The organism is Clostridium sp. D5 (assembly GCF_000190355.1).
GTDB classification, from domain to species: Bacteria; Bacillota; Clostridia; order Lachnospirales; family Lachnospiraceae; genus Faecalicatena; species Faecalicatena fissicatena_A.
The window spans coordinates 330,107-346,371 of the sequence record NZ_GL870810.1; the positions used below are offsets into that span (position 1 = coordinate 330,107).

At 45.7% G+C, this 16,265-nt stretch carries 11 protein-coding genes and 1 riboswitch; of the genes, 10 read left to right on the plus strand and 1 reads right to left on the minus strand.

From position 1 onward, the window contains the following. The first annotated feature begins 30 nt into the window (after positions 1-30). The 5 genes from HMPREF0240_RS07880 (at position 31) to HMPREF0240_RS07900 (ending at position 9,662) form a co-directional block, all read left to right on the plus strand. Complete coding sequence (locus HMPREF0240_RS07880) at positions 31-1,902, plus strand: cation-translocating P-type ATPase (RefSeq protein ID WP_009002916.1); 1,872 nt, start codon at positions 31-33, stop codon at positions 1,900-1,902. Positions 1,903-2,098: 196 nt separating this feature from the next. Then, positions 2,099-4,174, plus strand: coding sequence for an elongation factor G (locus tag HMPREF0240_RS07885; RefSeq protein ID WP_009002917.1), 2,076 nt, complete (start codon positions 2,099-2,101; stop codon positions 4,172-4,174). Between the two features lie 925 nt (positions 4,175-5,099). Further along, entirely contained in the window at positions 5,100-6,458 is a 1,359-nt protein-coding gene (gene trkA / locus HMPREF0240_RS07890; protein ID WP_009002918.1) for a Trk system potassium transporter TrkA, read from the plus strand. Positions 6,459-6,468: 10 nt separating this feature from the next. After that, positions 6,469-7,914: a TrkH family potassium uptake protein gene (locus tag HMPREF0240_RS07895; protein ID WP_009002919.1), complete on the plus strand. Its 1,446-nt coding sequence runs from the start codon at positions 6,469-6,471 to the stop codon at positions 7,912-7,914. An 83-nt stretch (positions 7,915-7,997) separates the two neighbouring features. Next, positions 7,998-9,662 carry a hypothetical protein gene (locus HMPREF0240_RS07900; RefSeq protein ID WP_035312649.1) on the plus strand — a complete coding sequence of 555 codons (1,665 nt, stop codon included), beginning with the start codon at positions 7,998-8,000 and terminating at the stop codon, positions 9,660-9,662. Positions 9,663-9,947: 285 nt separating this feature from the next. Here HMPREF0240_RS07900 and HMPREF0240_RS07905 read toward each other — a convergent pair whose 3' ends face one another. Next, positions 9,948-10,370 carry a hypothetical protein gene (locus HMPREF0240_RS07905; protein ID WP_035312650.1) on the minus strand — a complete coding sequence of 141 codons (423 nt, stop codon included), beginning with the start codon at positions 10,368-10,370 and terminating at the stop codon, positions 9,948-9,950. 275 nt (positions 10,371-10,645) lie between these two features. Here HMPREF0240_RS07905 and HMPREF0240_RS07910 point away from each other — a divergent pair, with 275 nt between their 5' ends. The 5 genes from HMPREF0240_RS07910 to HMPREF0240_RS07930 all read left to right on the plus strand — a co-directional run bounded on the left by HMPREF0240_RS07910 (position 10,646) and on the right by HMPREF0240_RS07930 (position 16,000). After that, complete coding sequence (locus HMPREF0240_RS07910) at positions 10,646-11,236, plus strand: DUF3793 family protein (protein ID WP_009002922.1); 591 nt, start codon at positions 10,646-10,648, stop codon at positions 11,234-11,236. Positions 11,237-11,248: 12 nt separating this feature from the next. Next, a complete protein-coding gene (locus HMPREF0240_RS07915) occupies positions 11,249-11,680 on the plus strand; it encodes a flavodoxin (RefSeq protein ID WP_009002923.1) in 432 nt (143 codons plus the stop codon). Between the two features lie 60 nt (positions 11,681-11,740). After that, positions 11,741-12,541 carry a ZIP family metal transporter gene (locus HMPREF0240_RS07920; protein WP_009002924.1) on the plus strand — a complete coding sequence of 267 codons (801 nt, stop codon included), beginning with the start codon at positions 11,741-11,743 and terminating at the stop codon, positions 12,539-12,541. A 265-nt stretch (positions 12,542-12,806) separates the two neighbouring features. Next, a riboswitch (glycine riboswitch) is annotated at positions 12,807-12,901 on the plus strand. Positions 12,902-12,903: 2 nt separating this feature from the next. Next, positions 12,904-14,319, plus strand: coding sequence for a sodium:alanine symporter family protein (locus HMPREF0240_RS07925; protein WP_009002925.1), 1,416 nt, complete (start codon positions 12,904-12,906; stop codon positions 14,317-14,319). A 463-nt stretch (positions 14,320-14,782) separates the two neighbouring features. Then, positions 14,783-16,000: an MFS transporter gene (locus HMPREF0240_RS07930; protein ID WP_035312651.1), complete on the plus strand. Its 1,218-nt coding sequence runs from the start codon at positions 14,783-14,785 to the stop codon at positions 15,998-16,000. Positions 16,001-16,265 lie beyond the last annotated feature (265 nt).

Consider the following 16,265-nt stretch of genomic DNA (forward strand, 5'->3'; position numbering starts at 1 on the left):
CTATACCCCAATGGGTACTGGAGGTGCATTATGCAGAGATTAGAAACATTTTTGGAATGGGGAGGCACGAAGAAAGAGATTGTGCTGCTGTTAATTTCAGCCGCGGCGTTGATCAGCAGCATTTTCGGCCTGATACCGCTTCCTTTTGATGCTGCGTGGATTGCCATTCTTTTATGCGGTATTCCTATTATCTTGGAGGCTGTCATGGGTCTTGTTACCGCCTTTGATATAAAGGCTGACGTACTGGTATCGATTGCTCTGATTGCGTCTGTCATCATAGGAGAGGACTTTGCCGCAGGCGAGGTGGCTTTTATTATGCAGCTGGGGGCACTGCTGGAAGATTTAACCGTGGCTAAGGCACGGGCGGGAATTGAAAAACTGGTTCATCTGACGCCCCGAACTGCACGGGTCATTGTGGGCGCAAAAGAGAAGATCATTCCAGCAGAGCAGGTCAAAGTAGGCGATTTACTCCGTATTCTGCCTGGTGAAACGGTTCCGGTAGACGGCGTCATACACTCAGGACAGACTTCCATTAATCAGGCGGTGATGACCGGGGAATCGCTCCCTGTAGACAAGGGGCCGGGCGATGAGGTATCCAGCGGCACGGTAAATCAGTTCGGATCCTTTGACATGAAGGCTGCAAAAGTAGGTGAGGACAGTTCCATCCAGCGCATGATTCGCCTAGTTCAGTCCGCCGATGCCGGGAAAGCCAAAATAGTCGGTCTTGCAGACCGGTGGGCCACATGGATTGTTGTGATAGCACTCACCGCTGCGGCGTTGACATGGTTCATCACAGGTGAAGTCATCCGTTCGGTAACAATTCTCGTTGTTTTCTGTCCCTGCGCGCTTGTTCTGGCGACACCCACAGCAATCATGGCCGCGATTGGAAATGCCACAAGGCACGGCTTTCTTGTGCGCGAGGGCGATGCACTGGAAAGGCTGGCCTCTGTCTCCAAATTCACTTTTGACAAGACTGGAACACTGACATTTGGGACGCCGCAGGTTATCAGTGTTCAAAGCTTTCTGACAGACATTAGGGAAGAAAGCCTTTACTCTCTGGCAGCCAGTGCAGAGATGCGTTCGGAACACCCGCTCGGAAAAGCTGTTGTCCGTTGTTACCGCACCTCTTCCGGAAGGGATGTTACACTTGTAGAACACTTTCAGATGCTGCCCGGACGCGGTGTGATAGCAGCTGTGGACGGAAAAGAAATCATAGCCGGCAATGTGGAACTGCTGAAGGAGCAACAGATCCTCTATACCCCCCAGAATCTGGCTGATGCCGGTCAGTATTTAAATAAAGGCTGCACCGTGATCTATATAGCCATAAACGGACAACTGGCCGGCTTTCTTGCCCTGTCAGACACACTGCGCCCTGAATCCTCCGCCATGATTGAACAAATCAAGCAGACTGGCATAACCCCTGTTCTGCTAACCGGCGACCACGACAATGCAGCCCGGCACATAGCAAAACAACTTGCGATCGAGGAAGTATGCGCTAACTGTCTTCCGGAAGATAAGCTAACTTACATCGAAATCAGTCAAAAGGAGAATAAATCAATCTGCATGATAGGTGATGGAATCAATGATGCCCCGGCGCTTAAAAAAGCCTGCGTAGGAATTGCAATGGGAGGCATTGGCAGCGACATCGCCGTAGACGCCGCCGACATAGCACTGGTTAACGACGCAGTAAAAGAAATCCCCCACCTTCTCCTGCTCGCCAGACGAATGATGTTTACGATAAAATGCAATCTGACCTTCTCCATGACCCTGAATTTTATAGCGGTCATCCTGGCCATGACCGGAATCCTCAACCCCATAGTAGGCGCCCTGGTACACAACGCCGGTTCCGTAGTAGTCATCATCAACTCCGCCTTCCTCCTAAAGTGGAAGAAAAAGAACTGATAAACCCAGAAAAACATTCCCCGTACGCGCCCCTTAGCCAACTATTCCCCTCCAATTCCTCCTAAAATCTTTGTTAAAAATTCATAAAGGAGTTGTAATGGACTGTTTTTTTTAGTACAATATACACATAATACGTGTGCGCGGCCAGTATAATGGGAACCATGCACATAATAACGACACACAAGGAGGCAGCAGCATGAAGGTTTACAGAACAGACGAGATTAGAAACGTAGTATTGCTTGGCCACGGAGGGAGTGGCAAGACGAGCCTTGCAGAGGCGATGTTGTATGTATCAGGGGCAACAAACCGTATGGGTAAGATTTCAGATTCTAATACGGTCAGTGATTTTGATAAAGAAGAGCAGAAGCGCAGTTTTTCAATCAGCACATCTCTGATTCCTATCGAGTGGGAGAAAGCCAAGATTAATATTCTGGACACGCCGGGATATTTTGACTTTGTCGGAGAAGTTGAGGAAGCAGTCAGTGCAGCAGATGCAGCTGTCATTGTGGTTTCAGGAAAAGCCGGCGTGCAGGTCGGAACAGAGAAGGCATGGGAGCTATGCGACAAGTATAACCTTCCGCGTATGATCTATGTGACAGAGATGGATGTGGATGATGCCAGTTTCCGTCAGGTTGTAGAGGATCTGACAAAGAAATACGGCAAGAAGATTGCTCCGCATTTCCAGCCGATCCGCGAGAATGAGAAGCTGGTTGGCTATATCAATGTAATCAAGAATGCAGGCAGAAGATATACGGACATCGGACATAGAGAAGAGTGTGAGATTCCGGAATACTGTCTGCCAAACCTTGAGATCCTGAGAGATTCTCTGATGGAAGCAGTGGCTGAGACAAGTGAAGATTTCATGGAGAGATATTTCGCAGGAGAAGAGTTCTCTGTTGAGGAGATCCGTGCAGCCATGCGTACAGAAGTTATGGACGGGGATATTGTTCCCGTGGGCATGGGTTCCAATCTTCAGGCACAGGGGGTTGCCAATCTTCTTTCAGATATTGTAAGATTCTTCCCGAGTCCGGACAGAAGAAGCTGTGCAGGAATTAACAGAACAACCAATGACATTTTTGAAGCAAATTATGACTTCTCAAAAGCAAAGACCGCTTATGTCTTTAAGACTATGGTCGACCCCTTTATCGGAAAGTATTCCTTTATCAAGGTTTGTTCCGGTGTATTAAAAGGAGATGATATCCTTTACAATGCAGATACGGATGCAGAAGAGAAGCCAGGCAAGCTTTATACCATATGCGGCAATAAACCGGCCGAAGTTACAGAGTTGTTCGCAGGAGATATCGGTGCCATTGCGAAACTGTCAAACACCAGAACAGGAGACACGCTTTCTACAAAGGGTACACAGGTTTCTTATGCGAAGACAGATTATTCGATCCCATATACATATATGAAATATGCTGTAAAGAATAAAGGAGATGATGATAAGGTTTCACAGGCCCTGGCTAAGATGATGGCCGAGGATATGACACTGAAGGCTGTCAATGACAGTGAGAACCGTCAGTCTTTACTTTATGGTATGGGGGACCAGCATCTGGAGATTACGGCAAGCAAGCTTGCAAACAGATACAAAGTTGAGATAACACTGGAGATGCCGAAGGTTGCATTCCGGGAGACAATCCGCAAGAAATCTGATGTGGATACAAAGTATAAGAAACAGTCAGGCGGACATGGACAGTACGGTCATGTTAAGATGAGATTTGAACCGTCCGGGGATCTGGATACACCATACATATTTGAAGAAGTGGTTGTCGGCGGAGCTGTTCCGAAGAACTACTTCCCAGCTGTTGAAAAGGGTCTGCAGGATTCTGTAGTAAAAGGCCCTCTTGCTGGATATCCGGTAGTAGGAGTAAAAGGAATTCTGTATGATGGTTCCTACCATCCGGTAGATTCCTCCGAGATGGCATTTAAGACAGCAACCGTCCAGGCATTCAAGAAAGGCTTCATGGAAGCCGGCCCGGTACTCCTTGAGCCAATTGCTTCATTAAAGGTTACCGTTCCGGATGAATATACAGGAGACGTTATGGGAGATCTGAACAAGAGACGCGGCCGTGTGCTGGGAATGAACCCAATTGCAGGCGGCAAGCAGGTCATTGAGGCAGACATTCCAATGACCGGACTGTTTGGATACTGCACCGTACTCCGGTCCATGACAGGAGGCCGCGGCACATATGCTTACGAATTCTCAAGATATGAGCAGGCTCCGACAGAAGTACAGGAAAAAGAAATCGCAGCGAGAGCTGAGGAGTCATAGGGGGATAAGGTCCGCCTGGGGGACGCGAGATGCTTTGCCGGCGGCGGGAAGTGGTATGCTGATTTTTGAAACCGGCCGCTTAGCCAGGCACATCGTCTAATAATTAACTGGGGATTAAGCAGGCCTAAATTTCCGATAGCACTGCCCCACAAGCCTCAGCGTAGCCCGCTACGCCTGCGTTTGTGGAGCAGCACTCTCGAAAATTTATTCCAGCTTAATCCCCAGTTACTTATTTTACGATGTGCCAGAAGTTCTAGCCGCGAAAAAGCCGCATCTTATGGAGGATAATTGATCTCCAAATCAATTATCCAGAGCGTCTGAGCTTAGAAAGCATCGGCTTTCTAAGTGAATACGCTCGGTTCCATAAGATGCGGCTTTTGTGCGGCTAGAACTTCTAGTGCACGCTATGAGGCTTCAAAAATCAGCATACCCCTTCCCGCCGCCGGCAAAGCATCCCGCGTCCCATAGGCTGGGCCATCCGGGCGGCAGTTTCGGGGGCAGCGGATTGAGTTGGATATGCGTAAAAGAATTGGCGCCAGAAGGTTTTGGGGTGGCAGTATCAATTTATTCTAGGGATACTCCGTAGAATCGTAAATTCCGAAATAGCGTATCACCAGTTCCACATAATCCGCCTCCCCCGTTGAGGTCCTCCCGGGAAGAAATGGGTTTTACTGCCGGCAGGATGCGACCAGCTGTGCGGAATTGGAATATGCCTCTCCCTGATACCGCACCCGGGAGAGGCATATTCCAATTCCGCACAGCGACCCCTCCTACCCCAAAAATCCCCCTTTCTCCCCGCCCCCGATATTATTTGTTAAGAAATCTGGAAAACGATTGTATCTTCTATCATAAAGTGCTATAATTGCTCTGCCATTATAGAAAATGACCAAAAATATAATAAAGGAATGAAGTTGAGGGCAGACAAATGAAGATAGTCATTATTGGAGATGGAAAAGTCGGTTATAAGCTGGCAAAACAACTCTCCGCAGAAAATTATGACATTGTAATGATTGACAGCAATGAAAAGAAGCTGCGTGCGGCGATTGACAGGCTGGATATTTTTTGCGTTACAGGGGAAGGGGGAAGTGCGGCTGTTCAAAGGGAGGCAGATGTTCAGCATGCGGATCTTGTGATCGCCTGTACTTCTACTGATGAATGCAATATGCTGAGCTGTCTTGTTGCAAGACGGTTGGGGGCAAGGCATACCATTGCGAGGGTGCGCAATCCGATTTATTACAAGCAGATTGACATATTAAAAGAGGATCTGCATCTGAGTATGGCGGTTAATCCGGAACTGGCTGTGGCAGGTGAGATTGCCAGGCTTTTATTATTCCCGGATGCTAGTAAGGTTGAGACTTTTGTTAAGGGGCGGGTTGAGCTGATTGAACTTCCGTTGTCAGATAAGAGCAGGTTGACCGGGCTGTCGCTGGCCGATATGTATAATAAATTCCAGATCAAGATTCTTGTCTGTGCCGTAGAACGGGGAGAGGAAGTATTTATTCCTGATGGTGAGTATGTGCTGCGGTCAGGAGATAAGCTGCATATTGCCGCTTCTCATGTAGAGATAGAGATGTTCTTTAAATTGCTGGGACAGAGAAAAGATAAGATTAAAAGGGTTATTCTCTGCGGCGGAGGGCGTGTGAGCTTTTATCTTGCCACACAGCTCTGCAAGATGGGGATGCAGGTTAAGATTATTGAAATAGATGAACGCAAATGTGAAAATCTGTGCGAACTTCTTCCAAAGGCTACAGTTATTAACGGGGATGCTACGGATCACGATCTGCTGATCGAAGAGGGAATACAGGAAGCTGATGCAATGATTGCTCTGACAGGAATGGACGAAGAGAATATCATTATGTCACTGTTTGCCAAGAGCCAGGGTGTTTCCAAGATTATTTTAAAAGTGAATGAAGACAGAAGAGCCAGAATGATTCAGGAATTCGGTCTGGACAGTATAGTTTCGGCCAAGACTGCCACAGCGGATGCTATTCTCAGTTATGTGCGCGCCCGGAGGAATTCCCAGGGTAGTACGAATGTAGAAACAATGTATCAGCTGGTTGACGGAAAAGTAGAAGCACTGGAATTTATAGTAAAATCACAGACAAGTTATACGGATATTCCGCTGAAAGATCTGTCTCTGAAGGCGAACAATCTGATTGCATGCATCGCGAGAAAGCGCAAAATCATTATACCAAACGGTGATGATTGCATTCAGGCAGGAGATAATGTTATTATAATTACGATGGAAAAACAAATCCAGGATATCCAGGATATTTTGTTGTAGGTGCAGACAAATGAATTATAGAATGACGGCTTTCATTATAGGAAAGATGTTGGGAGTGGAAGGGGCGCTTCTTCTGATTCCGGCAATGGTCGCTTTTTTATACGGTGAAAAGAGCGGACTTACATTTTTAATGGTGAGTGCGATACTTTTCATCATATATTTTATTTTTGGACGTAAGAAACCGGGGAACAAGATGATTTACGGCAAAGAAGGCCTTGTAATCGTTGGTTCCGCCTGGATTTTGTGGTCACTGTTCGGGGCAATGCCCTTTTTCCTTTCCGGGAGTATCCCAAACTATCTGGATGCCTTTTTTGAGACAGTGTCCGGATTTACCACAACTGGTTCTACTATATTGACTAATATCGAATCCCTGCCCATGGGAATGTCGTTCTGGCGGAGTCTGACTCACTGGATTGGCGGTATGGGTGTGCTGGTTTTCGTTATGATGCTGACTTCTCTGGACGATGAGAACTCCATGCATCTGATGCGTGCGGAAGTGCCGGGGCCGGAGGCGGATAAGCTTGTGCCTAAGGCAAGAAGTACGGCTAAGATTTTGTATTCTATGTATTTTGTACTGACCGCGGCGGAAGTTATATTTCTGCTCTTGGGCGGTATGAATTTTTATGACGCGCTGATACACTCATTCAGTACTGCGGGTACAGGTGGGTTTTCCAACAGAAATGCGAGTATTACCTATTACGACAGCGCTTATATTGACGGAGTAATTACAGTATTCATGATCCTTTTTGGTGTGAATTTCAATCTCTATTTCCTGATTCGTCTGAAAAACTGGAAGGCGGCACTGAAAAACGAAGAGCTTCGTGCATACCTTGGAATTATTCTGGGATCAATGGCAATTATTACGCTCAATATACTGAGTATGTACGGAAATATTGTACATGCGTTCCGGTATGCATCCTTTCAAGTTGCGGCAATTATTACAACAACAGGGTTCTGTACAGCCAATTTTGACATGTGGCCTGAATTGTCGAAGGTGATTCTGCTGGGATTGATGGTGATCGGCGCGTGTGCCGGTTCTACAGGCGGCGGTATAAAAGTGTCACGTTTGCTGATATTGGTAAAGAGCGTGAAGCAGGAGATCAGAAGGATGCTCCATCCCAAGTCTGTTACGATCGTACAGATCAACGGAAAAAAAGTGGGAAGAGATACCATGCACGGCGTATATATTTACTTTATTTGCTATATCCTGATACTGATGTTATCTGTATTGCTGGTTTCGATCAATAACTTTGATTTTACAACTACATTCAGCGCTGTATTGACCACGCTGAATAATGTCGGGCCAGGTTTGGCACAGGCAGGGCCGATTGAAAACTTTTATGATTTTTCTGCCCTCTCTAAAATAGTGTTCTGCCTGGATATGCTTATTGGAAGACTGGAAATATTCCCGTATCTTCTTCTGCTTTCACCAGATCTATGGAGAAGGAGATTCTAAAAATTCTTGGAAACTGACAGAACTTTGGCAAAATGCCGGAGAGTACTTAATGACTTAAGGAAGAAGGACAGAAAGGGAAAAGTATGAAAAAAGGAAAAATGAAACTGTTGGCGGTGGTAGGGATCATACTGCTCGCTGCAATTTATTATTATGTAGCGCTGCCGGCAATCAATATCCACTCATCAGATTTCTGGATGTTTTTGATTGTGCTTATTATTATAGCTGCCCTCATTTACATCAGAAGAAAGAAGTTGAACCGGTATGAGTTTAAATCTTCAAAGGGGGTAAAAGTAATTCTGGGGATACTGATTGTGGTCGTGGCTGCTTATCTGATCGGGACATTGCTATCTTCACCGATTGTTAATGCTAAGAAGTATCAGAAGCTTCTGAACGTGAAAGACGGCGAGTTCACAAAAGATATAGAGGAACTGTCTTTCGACCAGATTCCGCTTTTGGACAGAGATTCTGCGGCTATACTTGGAAACCGTAAAATGGGTAGTATGGTGGACATGGTTTCTCAGTTCGAGGTGGATGATCTGTACAGCCAGATTAATTATCAGGATCAGCCGGTGCGGGTATCACCGCTGCGTTACGCCAGCCTGATAAAATGGCTGACAAACCAGAAGGAAGGGATTCCTGCTTATATTAAAATTGATATGGCAACCCAGAATACGGAGCTGGTTAAGTTAAAGGAGGGCATGAAGTACACATCTAGCGACCACTTTAACAGAAATATTTACCGGCATCTGAGATTCAAATATCCAACCTATATATTCAATGATCTGAGCTTTGAGATTGATGACGATGGTGTGCCTTACTGGATTTGTCCAGTGAAGAAGTTTAACATCGGTCTTTTTGGAGGAACAACTATCGGCCGTGTTGTACTATGCAATGCCGTAACGGGTGAAACAACGGACTACAAGATAGAAGATGCACCGGAATGGATAGACAGAGCCTACTCGGCAGATCTGCTTGTAGAACTGTATGACTACTACGGATCATTAAAGCATGGTTATTTTAACAGTATTCTCGGACAAAAGGACTGCCTGAAAACAACAACCGGATACAATTATCTTGCAATTGAAGATGACGTTTGGGTATATACCGGTGTGACTTCTGTCAGCGGTGATCAGTCTAATGTTGGATTCGTTCTGATGAATCAGCGGACAATGGAGACAAAGTTTTATGGGATAGAGGGGGCCACAGAAGATTCTGCGATGTCCTCAGCGGAAGGCCAGGTACAGAACCTGAAGTATAAGGCAACCTTCCCGCTGCTTTTGAATATTTCCGGGGAACCGACTTACTTTATAGCGCTGAAAGATGATGCGGGGCTTGTTAAGAAATATGCGATGGTTAACGTACAGAAGTATCAGATCGTGGCGATCGGAGATACGGTCAGCTCATGTGAGGAGTCCTATACGAATCTCATGTATGAAAACGGAATCAAAGAGGTTGAAAAGGATACACGTGAGATAGAGACTATGACAGCGAAGATCACGAAGATTGCTCAGGGCGTTATTGATGGCAACTCACATTACTACATCATGCTGGAAGGTTCAGACGAGATCTTTGATGTATCAGTAGTGGACTTTATAGATATTATCAAATATGAAGTGGGGCAGGAAGTAACTGTAGAGTATAAAGAAGGCGAAAAGTCAAATACAGTACTCTCCCTTAACGGAGAAGAAGCACAGAGTGCAGTGCAGTCCTCCAAGAACCAGGAAAAACAGAAAGAAGTGCAGGAATAGAAGCTTTTAAAAAATAAAAACAGAGGATATGGCAGATGAAGCTGTATCCTCTGTTTTTAAAAAACAAAAAAAATCCGCCTCGCCTGTGATAAAAAGGCTTTTCGGACAGCATTTATGCATCATTAGGTAATCTGGCAACAAGAACAGGGATCCAAAAATTGATAAGGTGAGATTGCCCGGAAATAAAAAAGGGCAGAACATTTAGATGGATTGAAATTAGAAAATGGGATAAAATAAAGGGTGTATCAGACAGGTTGAGATCTGCTGATACACCCTTTAACTTCATTAATTCAGAGCGGCATAATCCGGTGAATCTATGTTAGGCATATCTTTTCTCTCAGCGCTGACACTGATAAAAAATTCGATATTATTTTCTTTAGAAATCTTATTCAGTTTTTCAAGAAATTCTGACAGATTGTTGAGCGTAATATCTGCCTGCTTTAATACTCCGTCGATGAAAATTGTTTCAATGTCGTGGTTGCCGGCTACCATGCCGTATATAAATCCAATAAACTCATCCAGTGTTTCAATATCTCTGTAATCTGCCATACAGATCGCGCGAACCTGAAAATCTACGCTGTATGTATCACGATGACTCTTTTTAATTAATACTACGTTTCCATTGGAAGTTTTCACCTTCTCGTTTGCAAGTTCGATCATTTGCTGTGTTTTGCCGCTTCCTTTCGGGCCTGTTATTAAATTTACCATGGCGAATCTCTCCTTTATGTATGTTTTTTTGAGCCCTCTCAATGCTCAAATGTCTTTAATTCATTATACACTAAAGTGCGGGGAGTAACAACTAAAAAAAGGATAAAATAAAACTTTATATCGAGGTTTTTCGGGCAAAAATGAACGGCATCCGGGAAGGTAATTACTATAATTATAAATGAAAATAATTATCATTTGTCACAATTGAATATCTGATATAAGTATGATAAAATTTATTTAATTGAGAATCATAATCAATTAGGAAAGGAGATATTATGCCTGCAGAAGTGCTTTCTTATTTTTTAAAACATGAGGATATCCGTTTAAAGCTGAGATTTCAGATCGTGCTTCAATGTGCCCCGTTCCTAAAGGGAAAAAAGGTATCCTGCGGAATCACAATGGAGGATTCTCTGTTTTGTGAACTGCAGTATATATTTGCCGGAACAGGGATTGCATATCGTAAATTATTCGTGTCAGAGGATAGATGCCTCGTTCTGTTTTATCGTGAGAAAGCGCTCTTTGAATATCTGAACCGGGTGGGAATCAGGAGCTTTATCCGGGAAATGGGCTATGAAGACATGGGACTGGAGGAAATGCTGGAAAGGCTGTCCTGCCGGACCGAATTATTTGCCCGGGAGGGAATCGGATTTCCCCATGAGATCGGTATTTTTTTCGGATATCCGGTGGAGGATGTGCAGGGATTTATTCATAATGCGGGCAAAGAGTATTTGTTTCTGGGTTACTGGAAAGTCTACAGCAATCCGGCAGCGGCGAAAATGATTTTCAAGGAATACGACCAGGCAAAAGTCTGTGCGGTCAACGAATTTTTGACAGGAAAGAGCATAAAAGATATTGCTCAGAATTAGGAGGTAGTAGGAATGGATGTATCAGTAGTTTACTGGAGCGGAACAGGAAATACACAGGCGATGGCGGAAGCGGTTGCAAGAGGAATTGAAGCGGCGGGAAAAAATCCCAGGCTTGTGGAGGCAGAAGCGGCCGATGCGGCAGCGGTTGCAAAAGAGCAGGCCTTTGCACTGGGCTGCCCCTCCATGGGTGCGGAAGAACTGGAAGAAAGCGAGATGGAGCCTTTTGTAACGGCACTGGAGCCGCTTGTCTCAGGTAAACATATTTTATTATTCGGTTCATATGGCTGGGGAGACGGCGAATGGATGCGTACCTGGGCCGATAGAATGCAGACTGCAGGAGCGGAACTGGTGCGTTCAGAAGGCATCATTGCCAATGAAGCTCCGGACGAAGAAGCTTTAGATGAGTGCGAAGCAGCTGGGAAAGAACTGGCAGAACTTACATAGATTCCATTGACAAATCCCTCCTTCATGCATAAGATAGGGTCATAAGTATGAAACTATAAGATGAATGGGGGAAAAAACGTGAATCAGAATATGTTGCTTGGAATACTTATCCCTTTCGCAGGGACAACACTTGGCTCTGCTATGGTATTTTTCATGCGGAAGGAAATGAATGAAAAACTACAGAAGGCACTGCTTGGTTTTGCATCAGGAGTTATGATAGCTGCATCCGTGTGGTCTCTGCTAATACCGGCTATTGAGATGGCCGGGGAGAGTGGTACGCATGCCTGGGTGCCTGCTGCGGTGGGGTTCCTGCTTGGAATGGGATTTTTACTGCTGCTGGATACAGTGACACCGCATATGCATCTTACCGGAGATGAGCCGGAGGGTGTAAAATCCAGTCTGAAGAAATCCACTATGCTTGTGCTGGCGGTAACGTTGCATAACATACCAGAGGGAATGGCAGTCGGGGTGACATTTGCCGGAGCAATCTCCGGAAATACAACCATATCACTTGCCGGTGCGTTTGCCCTGTCAATCGGTATTGCAATCCAGAACTTTCCGGAGGGTGCCATCATATCTATGCCTCTGAGAAGTGAAGGTGTCACAAAAGGACGGTCATTTCTATACGGAACACTATCAGGTATTGTGGAACCGATAGCGGCGGTCATTACAATTCTGTTGACCGGTCTTGTCGTACCCATCTTGCCGTACCTGCTTGCATTCGCGGCGGGCGCCATGATTTATGTTGTTGTGGAAGAACTGATACCCGAAGCACAGGCAGAACCGCATACAAACATTAGCACAGTGGGTGTGGCAATAGGGTTCACACTCATGATGATTCTCGATGTGGCTCTGGGGTAGGTGATAGTGGTGGTTGGTATGGGGGCGCCTTCAGGAAAAGGGGACGTTTTATGTTAATTAGGCAAATGTGGAGCATGGTTTCGGTGCTTTATACGATGCCATTACAGAAATATTTTAACTTCTCCGTCGGAAAAATATCCGCATACCCAGCCCAATCCGCCGCTCCCGTGTACCTCCCCCATACCAGCCACCCATCCACGCCTATCTCCAAAAAGTACTTGATTTATGGTGGGGGAGGTGATATCCTTTATTTTGTGCGTTAATGCACTAAAACTCAGGAGAGTCTCTTGATTTAAGAGCGCCGAAGGTGTAAGCAGCAATAGCTGTAAATCTCTCAGGCAAAAGGATGGAGGAGTAATTTTATGTTTAGTCAGATCAACAGTTTTATCAAATGGGTCGATGATGCCGTGTGGGGGCTTCCATTGATCATTCTTATCCTGGCGACAGGAATCTTTTTATCAGTTCGTTTGAAGGGCCTTCAGATCAGACATCTGGGCAAGGCACTGAAATTCATGGTTAAAAATGAAGATGATGGACGTGGTGAGGTAACCAGTTTTGGAGCGCTGTGTACTGCGCTTTCTGCTACAATCGGAACCGGGAATATTGTAGGTGTTGCCACGGCGATTGCCGCGGGCGGGCCTGGGGCTTTATTCTGGATGATTGTTGCCGCCTTTTTTGGCATGGCGACAAAGTATGCGGAGGGACTGCTTTCTATCAAATACCGCACGATTGACGAAGAAGGGCATGTATTGGGCGGACCTTTTTATTACATTGAAAATGGAATGGGAAAGAACTGGAGATGGCTTGCCAAGATCTTTGCTTTTTTCGGAGCGGGTGTCGGCCTGTTCGGGATCGGTACTTTTACACAGGTAAACGGTATTGCGTCTGCAGTGAAGAATTTCTTTGATCCGGATCTTGCAAATACGGTAAATATGTTTGGCGGTACATACTCATGGGCAACCGTGATAACAGGAATTATCCTGACCTTCTGTGTTGGGCTGGTTGTTATAGGCGGGATTAAGCGTATTGCAAAGGTATCAGAGATTGTGGTGCCGTTTATGGCAATCCTGTACGTGCTGCTGGCACTGATTATTCTGCTGACTCATATACCGGCTATTCCGGGCGCAATCTCCCTGATTGTAAAATCAGCGTTCACAGGAAGCGCGCTGGCAGGCGGTATTATGGGGACGATGATCATAGCCATGCAGAAAGGTATCGCAAGAGGTATCTTTTCCAATGAAGCCGGTCTGGGAAGCGCCCCGATCGCAGCGGCAGCGGCTCAGACAAAAGAACCTGCACGTCAGGGACTGGTATCTATGACAGGTACCTTTATCGATACAATTGTAATCTGTACAATGACCGGATTATCCATTGTAATCGCAGGAACGTGGAATACGGGCCTGGAAGGGGTGGAGATTACGACAGCAGCATTTCAGCAGGGCCTGCCGTTTCCTCCGGCTGTGGCATCATTTGCCCTGATGCTGTGCCTGGTATTTTTTGCATTCACTACAATACTGGGATGGAATTATTACGGCGAACGGTGTCTGGAATACCTGTCCAACAGAAATATGAAGGCCGTGAAAACATACAGATGGCTGTATATTCTTGCTATTTTCATCGGACCCTATATGACAGTGGAAGCCGTCTGGAATATTGCGGATATTTTTAACGCCCTGATGGCACTTCCGAACCTGGTAGCCCTGATTGCCCTGAACGGAGTAGTTGTGGCAGAGAGCAGGGATTATTTTACCCGCCTGAAAAAATTGGGGATGAAGTAAAAAATGCTTGCTTATTTCTATGCGGGATGTTAGAATATGAAAAAATGTAAGGAGGTACGATGGATGTTGTTTTTTATTCGTTTAAGATAATTGCCCAATAAAAAATCAGAGATACACTCATTAAGAGGGATTTTTGTTGTGCTTATTTTTACGGATAGAAGATCAGTCCATAGTACTTTTTTCATACCCGCCGGGAATTGGCGGGGAAAGAGAACAGACCGTTGCATCAGGATGCAGGGGCCTGTATGGAAAAGAATACGTGTGTGTCCGTTTATTAAGTGTGCAGAGATCTTTAATATGAGAGTCCTGCATTTTTTATTGCAGAAATTCAAGTCACTTTTTAATAAAAAATAGTAAAGCTCGAAAAAACCTTGCCAACTATTTTTTATGCATCGCACGTAAGTGGCCAAAGTGCGGTCACTAAGTGCTCATAGCTATAAAAAATGTTAGGAGAATCATAGTTATGGAACAACAGAATAAATGGAAAAAGCAAATTTTACTGTTTTTAATCAGTCAGAATCTATCCCTGTTCGGCTCGTCAGTGGTGGGGTTCTCAATCATATGGTACATTACACTCAAAACTTCTTCGGGAGTCTGGATCACAGCGGCGACGATTGCAACGCTGGTGCCCCAGGTCATCGTTTCCCTCTGGGCCGGTGTCGCAGCCGATCGTTATAACCGAAAATGGCTGATCATGATTTCGGACGGATTCACCGCGCTTGCCACTCTGGCGGCATTTATTGCCTTTGCAAGCGGAAGAGAAAGTGTTGTGTTACTAATTGCCATCTCTTTTTTCCGTTCTCTCGGAGGCGGAATTCAGGCACCAGCAGTGGGAGCGATGTATCCTCAGATCGTTCCGGAAGATCAGCTGGTCAGAATCAACGGGCTGAACCAGACCATTAATAATGTCCTGCTTCTTGTTTCACCAGCCGCAGGTGGAGTCATACTCGGCGCACTTGGAATACGGTGGACATTTCTAGTGGATGTTGTAACCGCTGCAGCCGCAATATTGATTATGTCATTCATGAAAGTGGAGAAAAAGAAAGCGGGACAGGAAAGTACAGCCAAAGGAAATGGCAGTGTCATAGGAGAGCTGAAGGATGGCGTAAGATATACCAGGAGGCATCCTCTTTTAAAGATTATCATGCTCTGCTATGCTGTGACTTTTATACTGATTACCCCAGCCTCGGTACTTTCACCGCTGATGGTGTCCAGAACTTTCGGGGACGAAGTATGGAGACTGACTGCCAATGAGGTACTGTGGACGGTAGGTTCCCTGCTGGGCGGATTATTGGTTGTCTGGAAAGGAGAAATTAAAAACAAGATCACTGCGATTGCAGCAGCGCTGATCGGATTCGGGGTTACATTTGCATTGATGGGATGCAGCAGTGCATTCACCCTGTACCTCCTGCTCGATTGTATATGCGGGATGTTCCTGCCGGTTCTGGTGACAGCACAGACGGTACTGATTCAGACCAATACCGAACCAGAGTATATGGGTCGGGTGTTTTCACTGCTCCAGTTTGTTTCACAGGGAGTAATGCCGATTGCCATCCTGGGATTTGGTCCGCTGAGTGATGTGGTAAAAATACAGTATCTGATCATCATATGCGGGATATTGCTGGCATTATGGGGGGGCTGGTTCAAATGTGCTGCAGAAAAAGCGAAAATCGGGATATAGTTAACGAGCTTTAGACTCGGGAGCGGATGGAGGGGGCGCTTACCGTGAGCCGGGACGGACTGTGAAAAGCACCTGTCCTGTTGGAAATACAGCCGCTGCGCTAAGCGGCAGTAAGAGGAAATCCGCAAAATCAGTCAGAACCGAACGCATTCACCGTTTAATCTGATGATTAAACGCCTCAGGCGTTCTAAAAATCTGCTTCGGAAGCAGATTTTTTCTGACTGATTTCGCGGATTTCCTCTAACTGCCGCTATGCTCGCTAAAA

Bases quoted from the DNA above. Each gene is read 5' to 3' on its own strand.
- HMPREF0240_RS07880 (WP_009002916.1), top strand. From the start codon at position 31: ATGCAGAGATTAGAAACATTTTTGGAATGGGGAGGCACGAAGAAAGAG.
- HMPREF0240_RS07885 (WP_009002917.1), top strand. From the start codon at position 2,099: ATGAAGGTTTACAGAACAGACGAGATTAGAAACGTAGTATTGCTTGGC.
- trkA (WP_009002918.1), top strand. From the start codon at position 5,100: ATGAAGATAGTCATTATTGGAGATGGAAAAGTCGGTTATAAGCTGGCA.
- HMPREF0240_RS07895 (WP_009002919.1), top strand. From the start codon at position 6,469: ATGAATTATAGAATGACGGCTTTCATTATAGGAAAGATGTTGGGAGTG.
- HMPREF0240_RS07900 (WP_035312649.1), top strand. From the start codon at position 7,998: ATGAAAAAAGGAAAAATGAAACTGTTGGCGGTGGTAGGGATCATACTG.
- HMPREF0240_RS07905 (WP_035312650.1), bottom strand. From the start codon at position 10,370: ATGGTAAATTTAATAACAGGCCCGAAAGGAAGCGGCAAAACACAGCAA.
- HMPREF0240_RS07910 (WP_009002922.1), top strand. From the start codon at position 10,646: ATGCCTGCAGAAGTGCTTTCTTATTTTTTAAAACATGAGGATATCCGT.
- HMPREF0240_RS07915 (WP_009002923.1), top strand. From the start codon at position 11,249: ATGGATGTATCAGTAGTTTACTGGAGCGGAACAGGAAATACACAGGCG.
- HMPREF0240_RS07920 (WP_009002924.1), top strand. From the start codon at position 11,741: ATGAATGGGGGAAAAAACGTGAATCAGAATATGTTGCTTGGAATACTT.
- HMPREF0240_RS07925 (WP_009002925.1), top strand. From the start codon at position 12,904: ATGTTTAGTCAGATCAACAGTTTTATCAAATGGGTCGATGATGCCGTG.
- HMPREF0240_RS07930 (WP_035312651.1), top strand. From the start codon at position 14,783: ATGGAACAACAGAATAAATGGAAAAAGCAAATTTTACTGTTTTTAATC.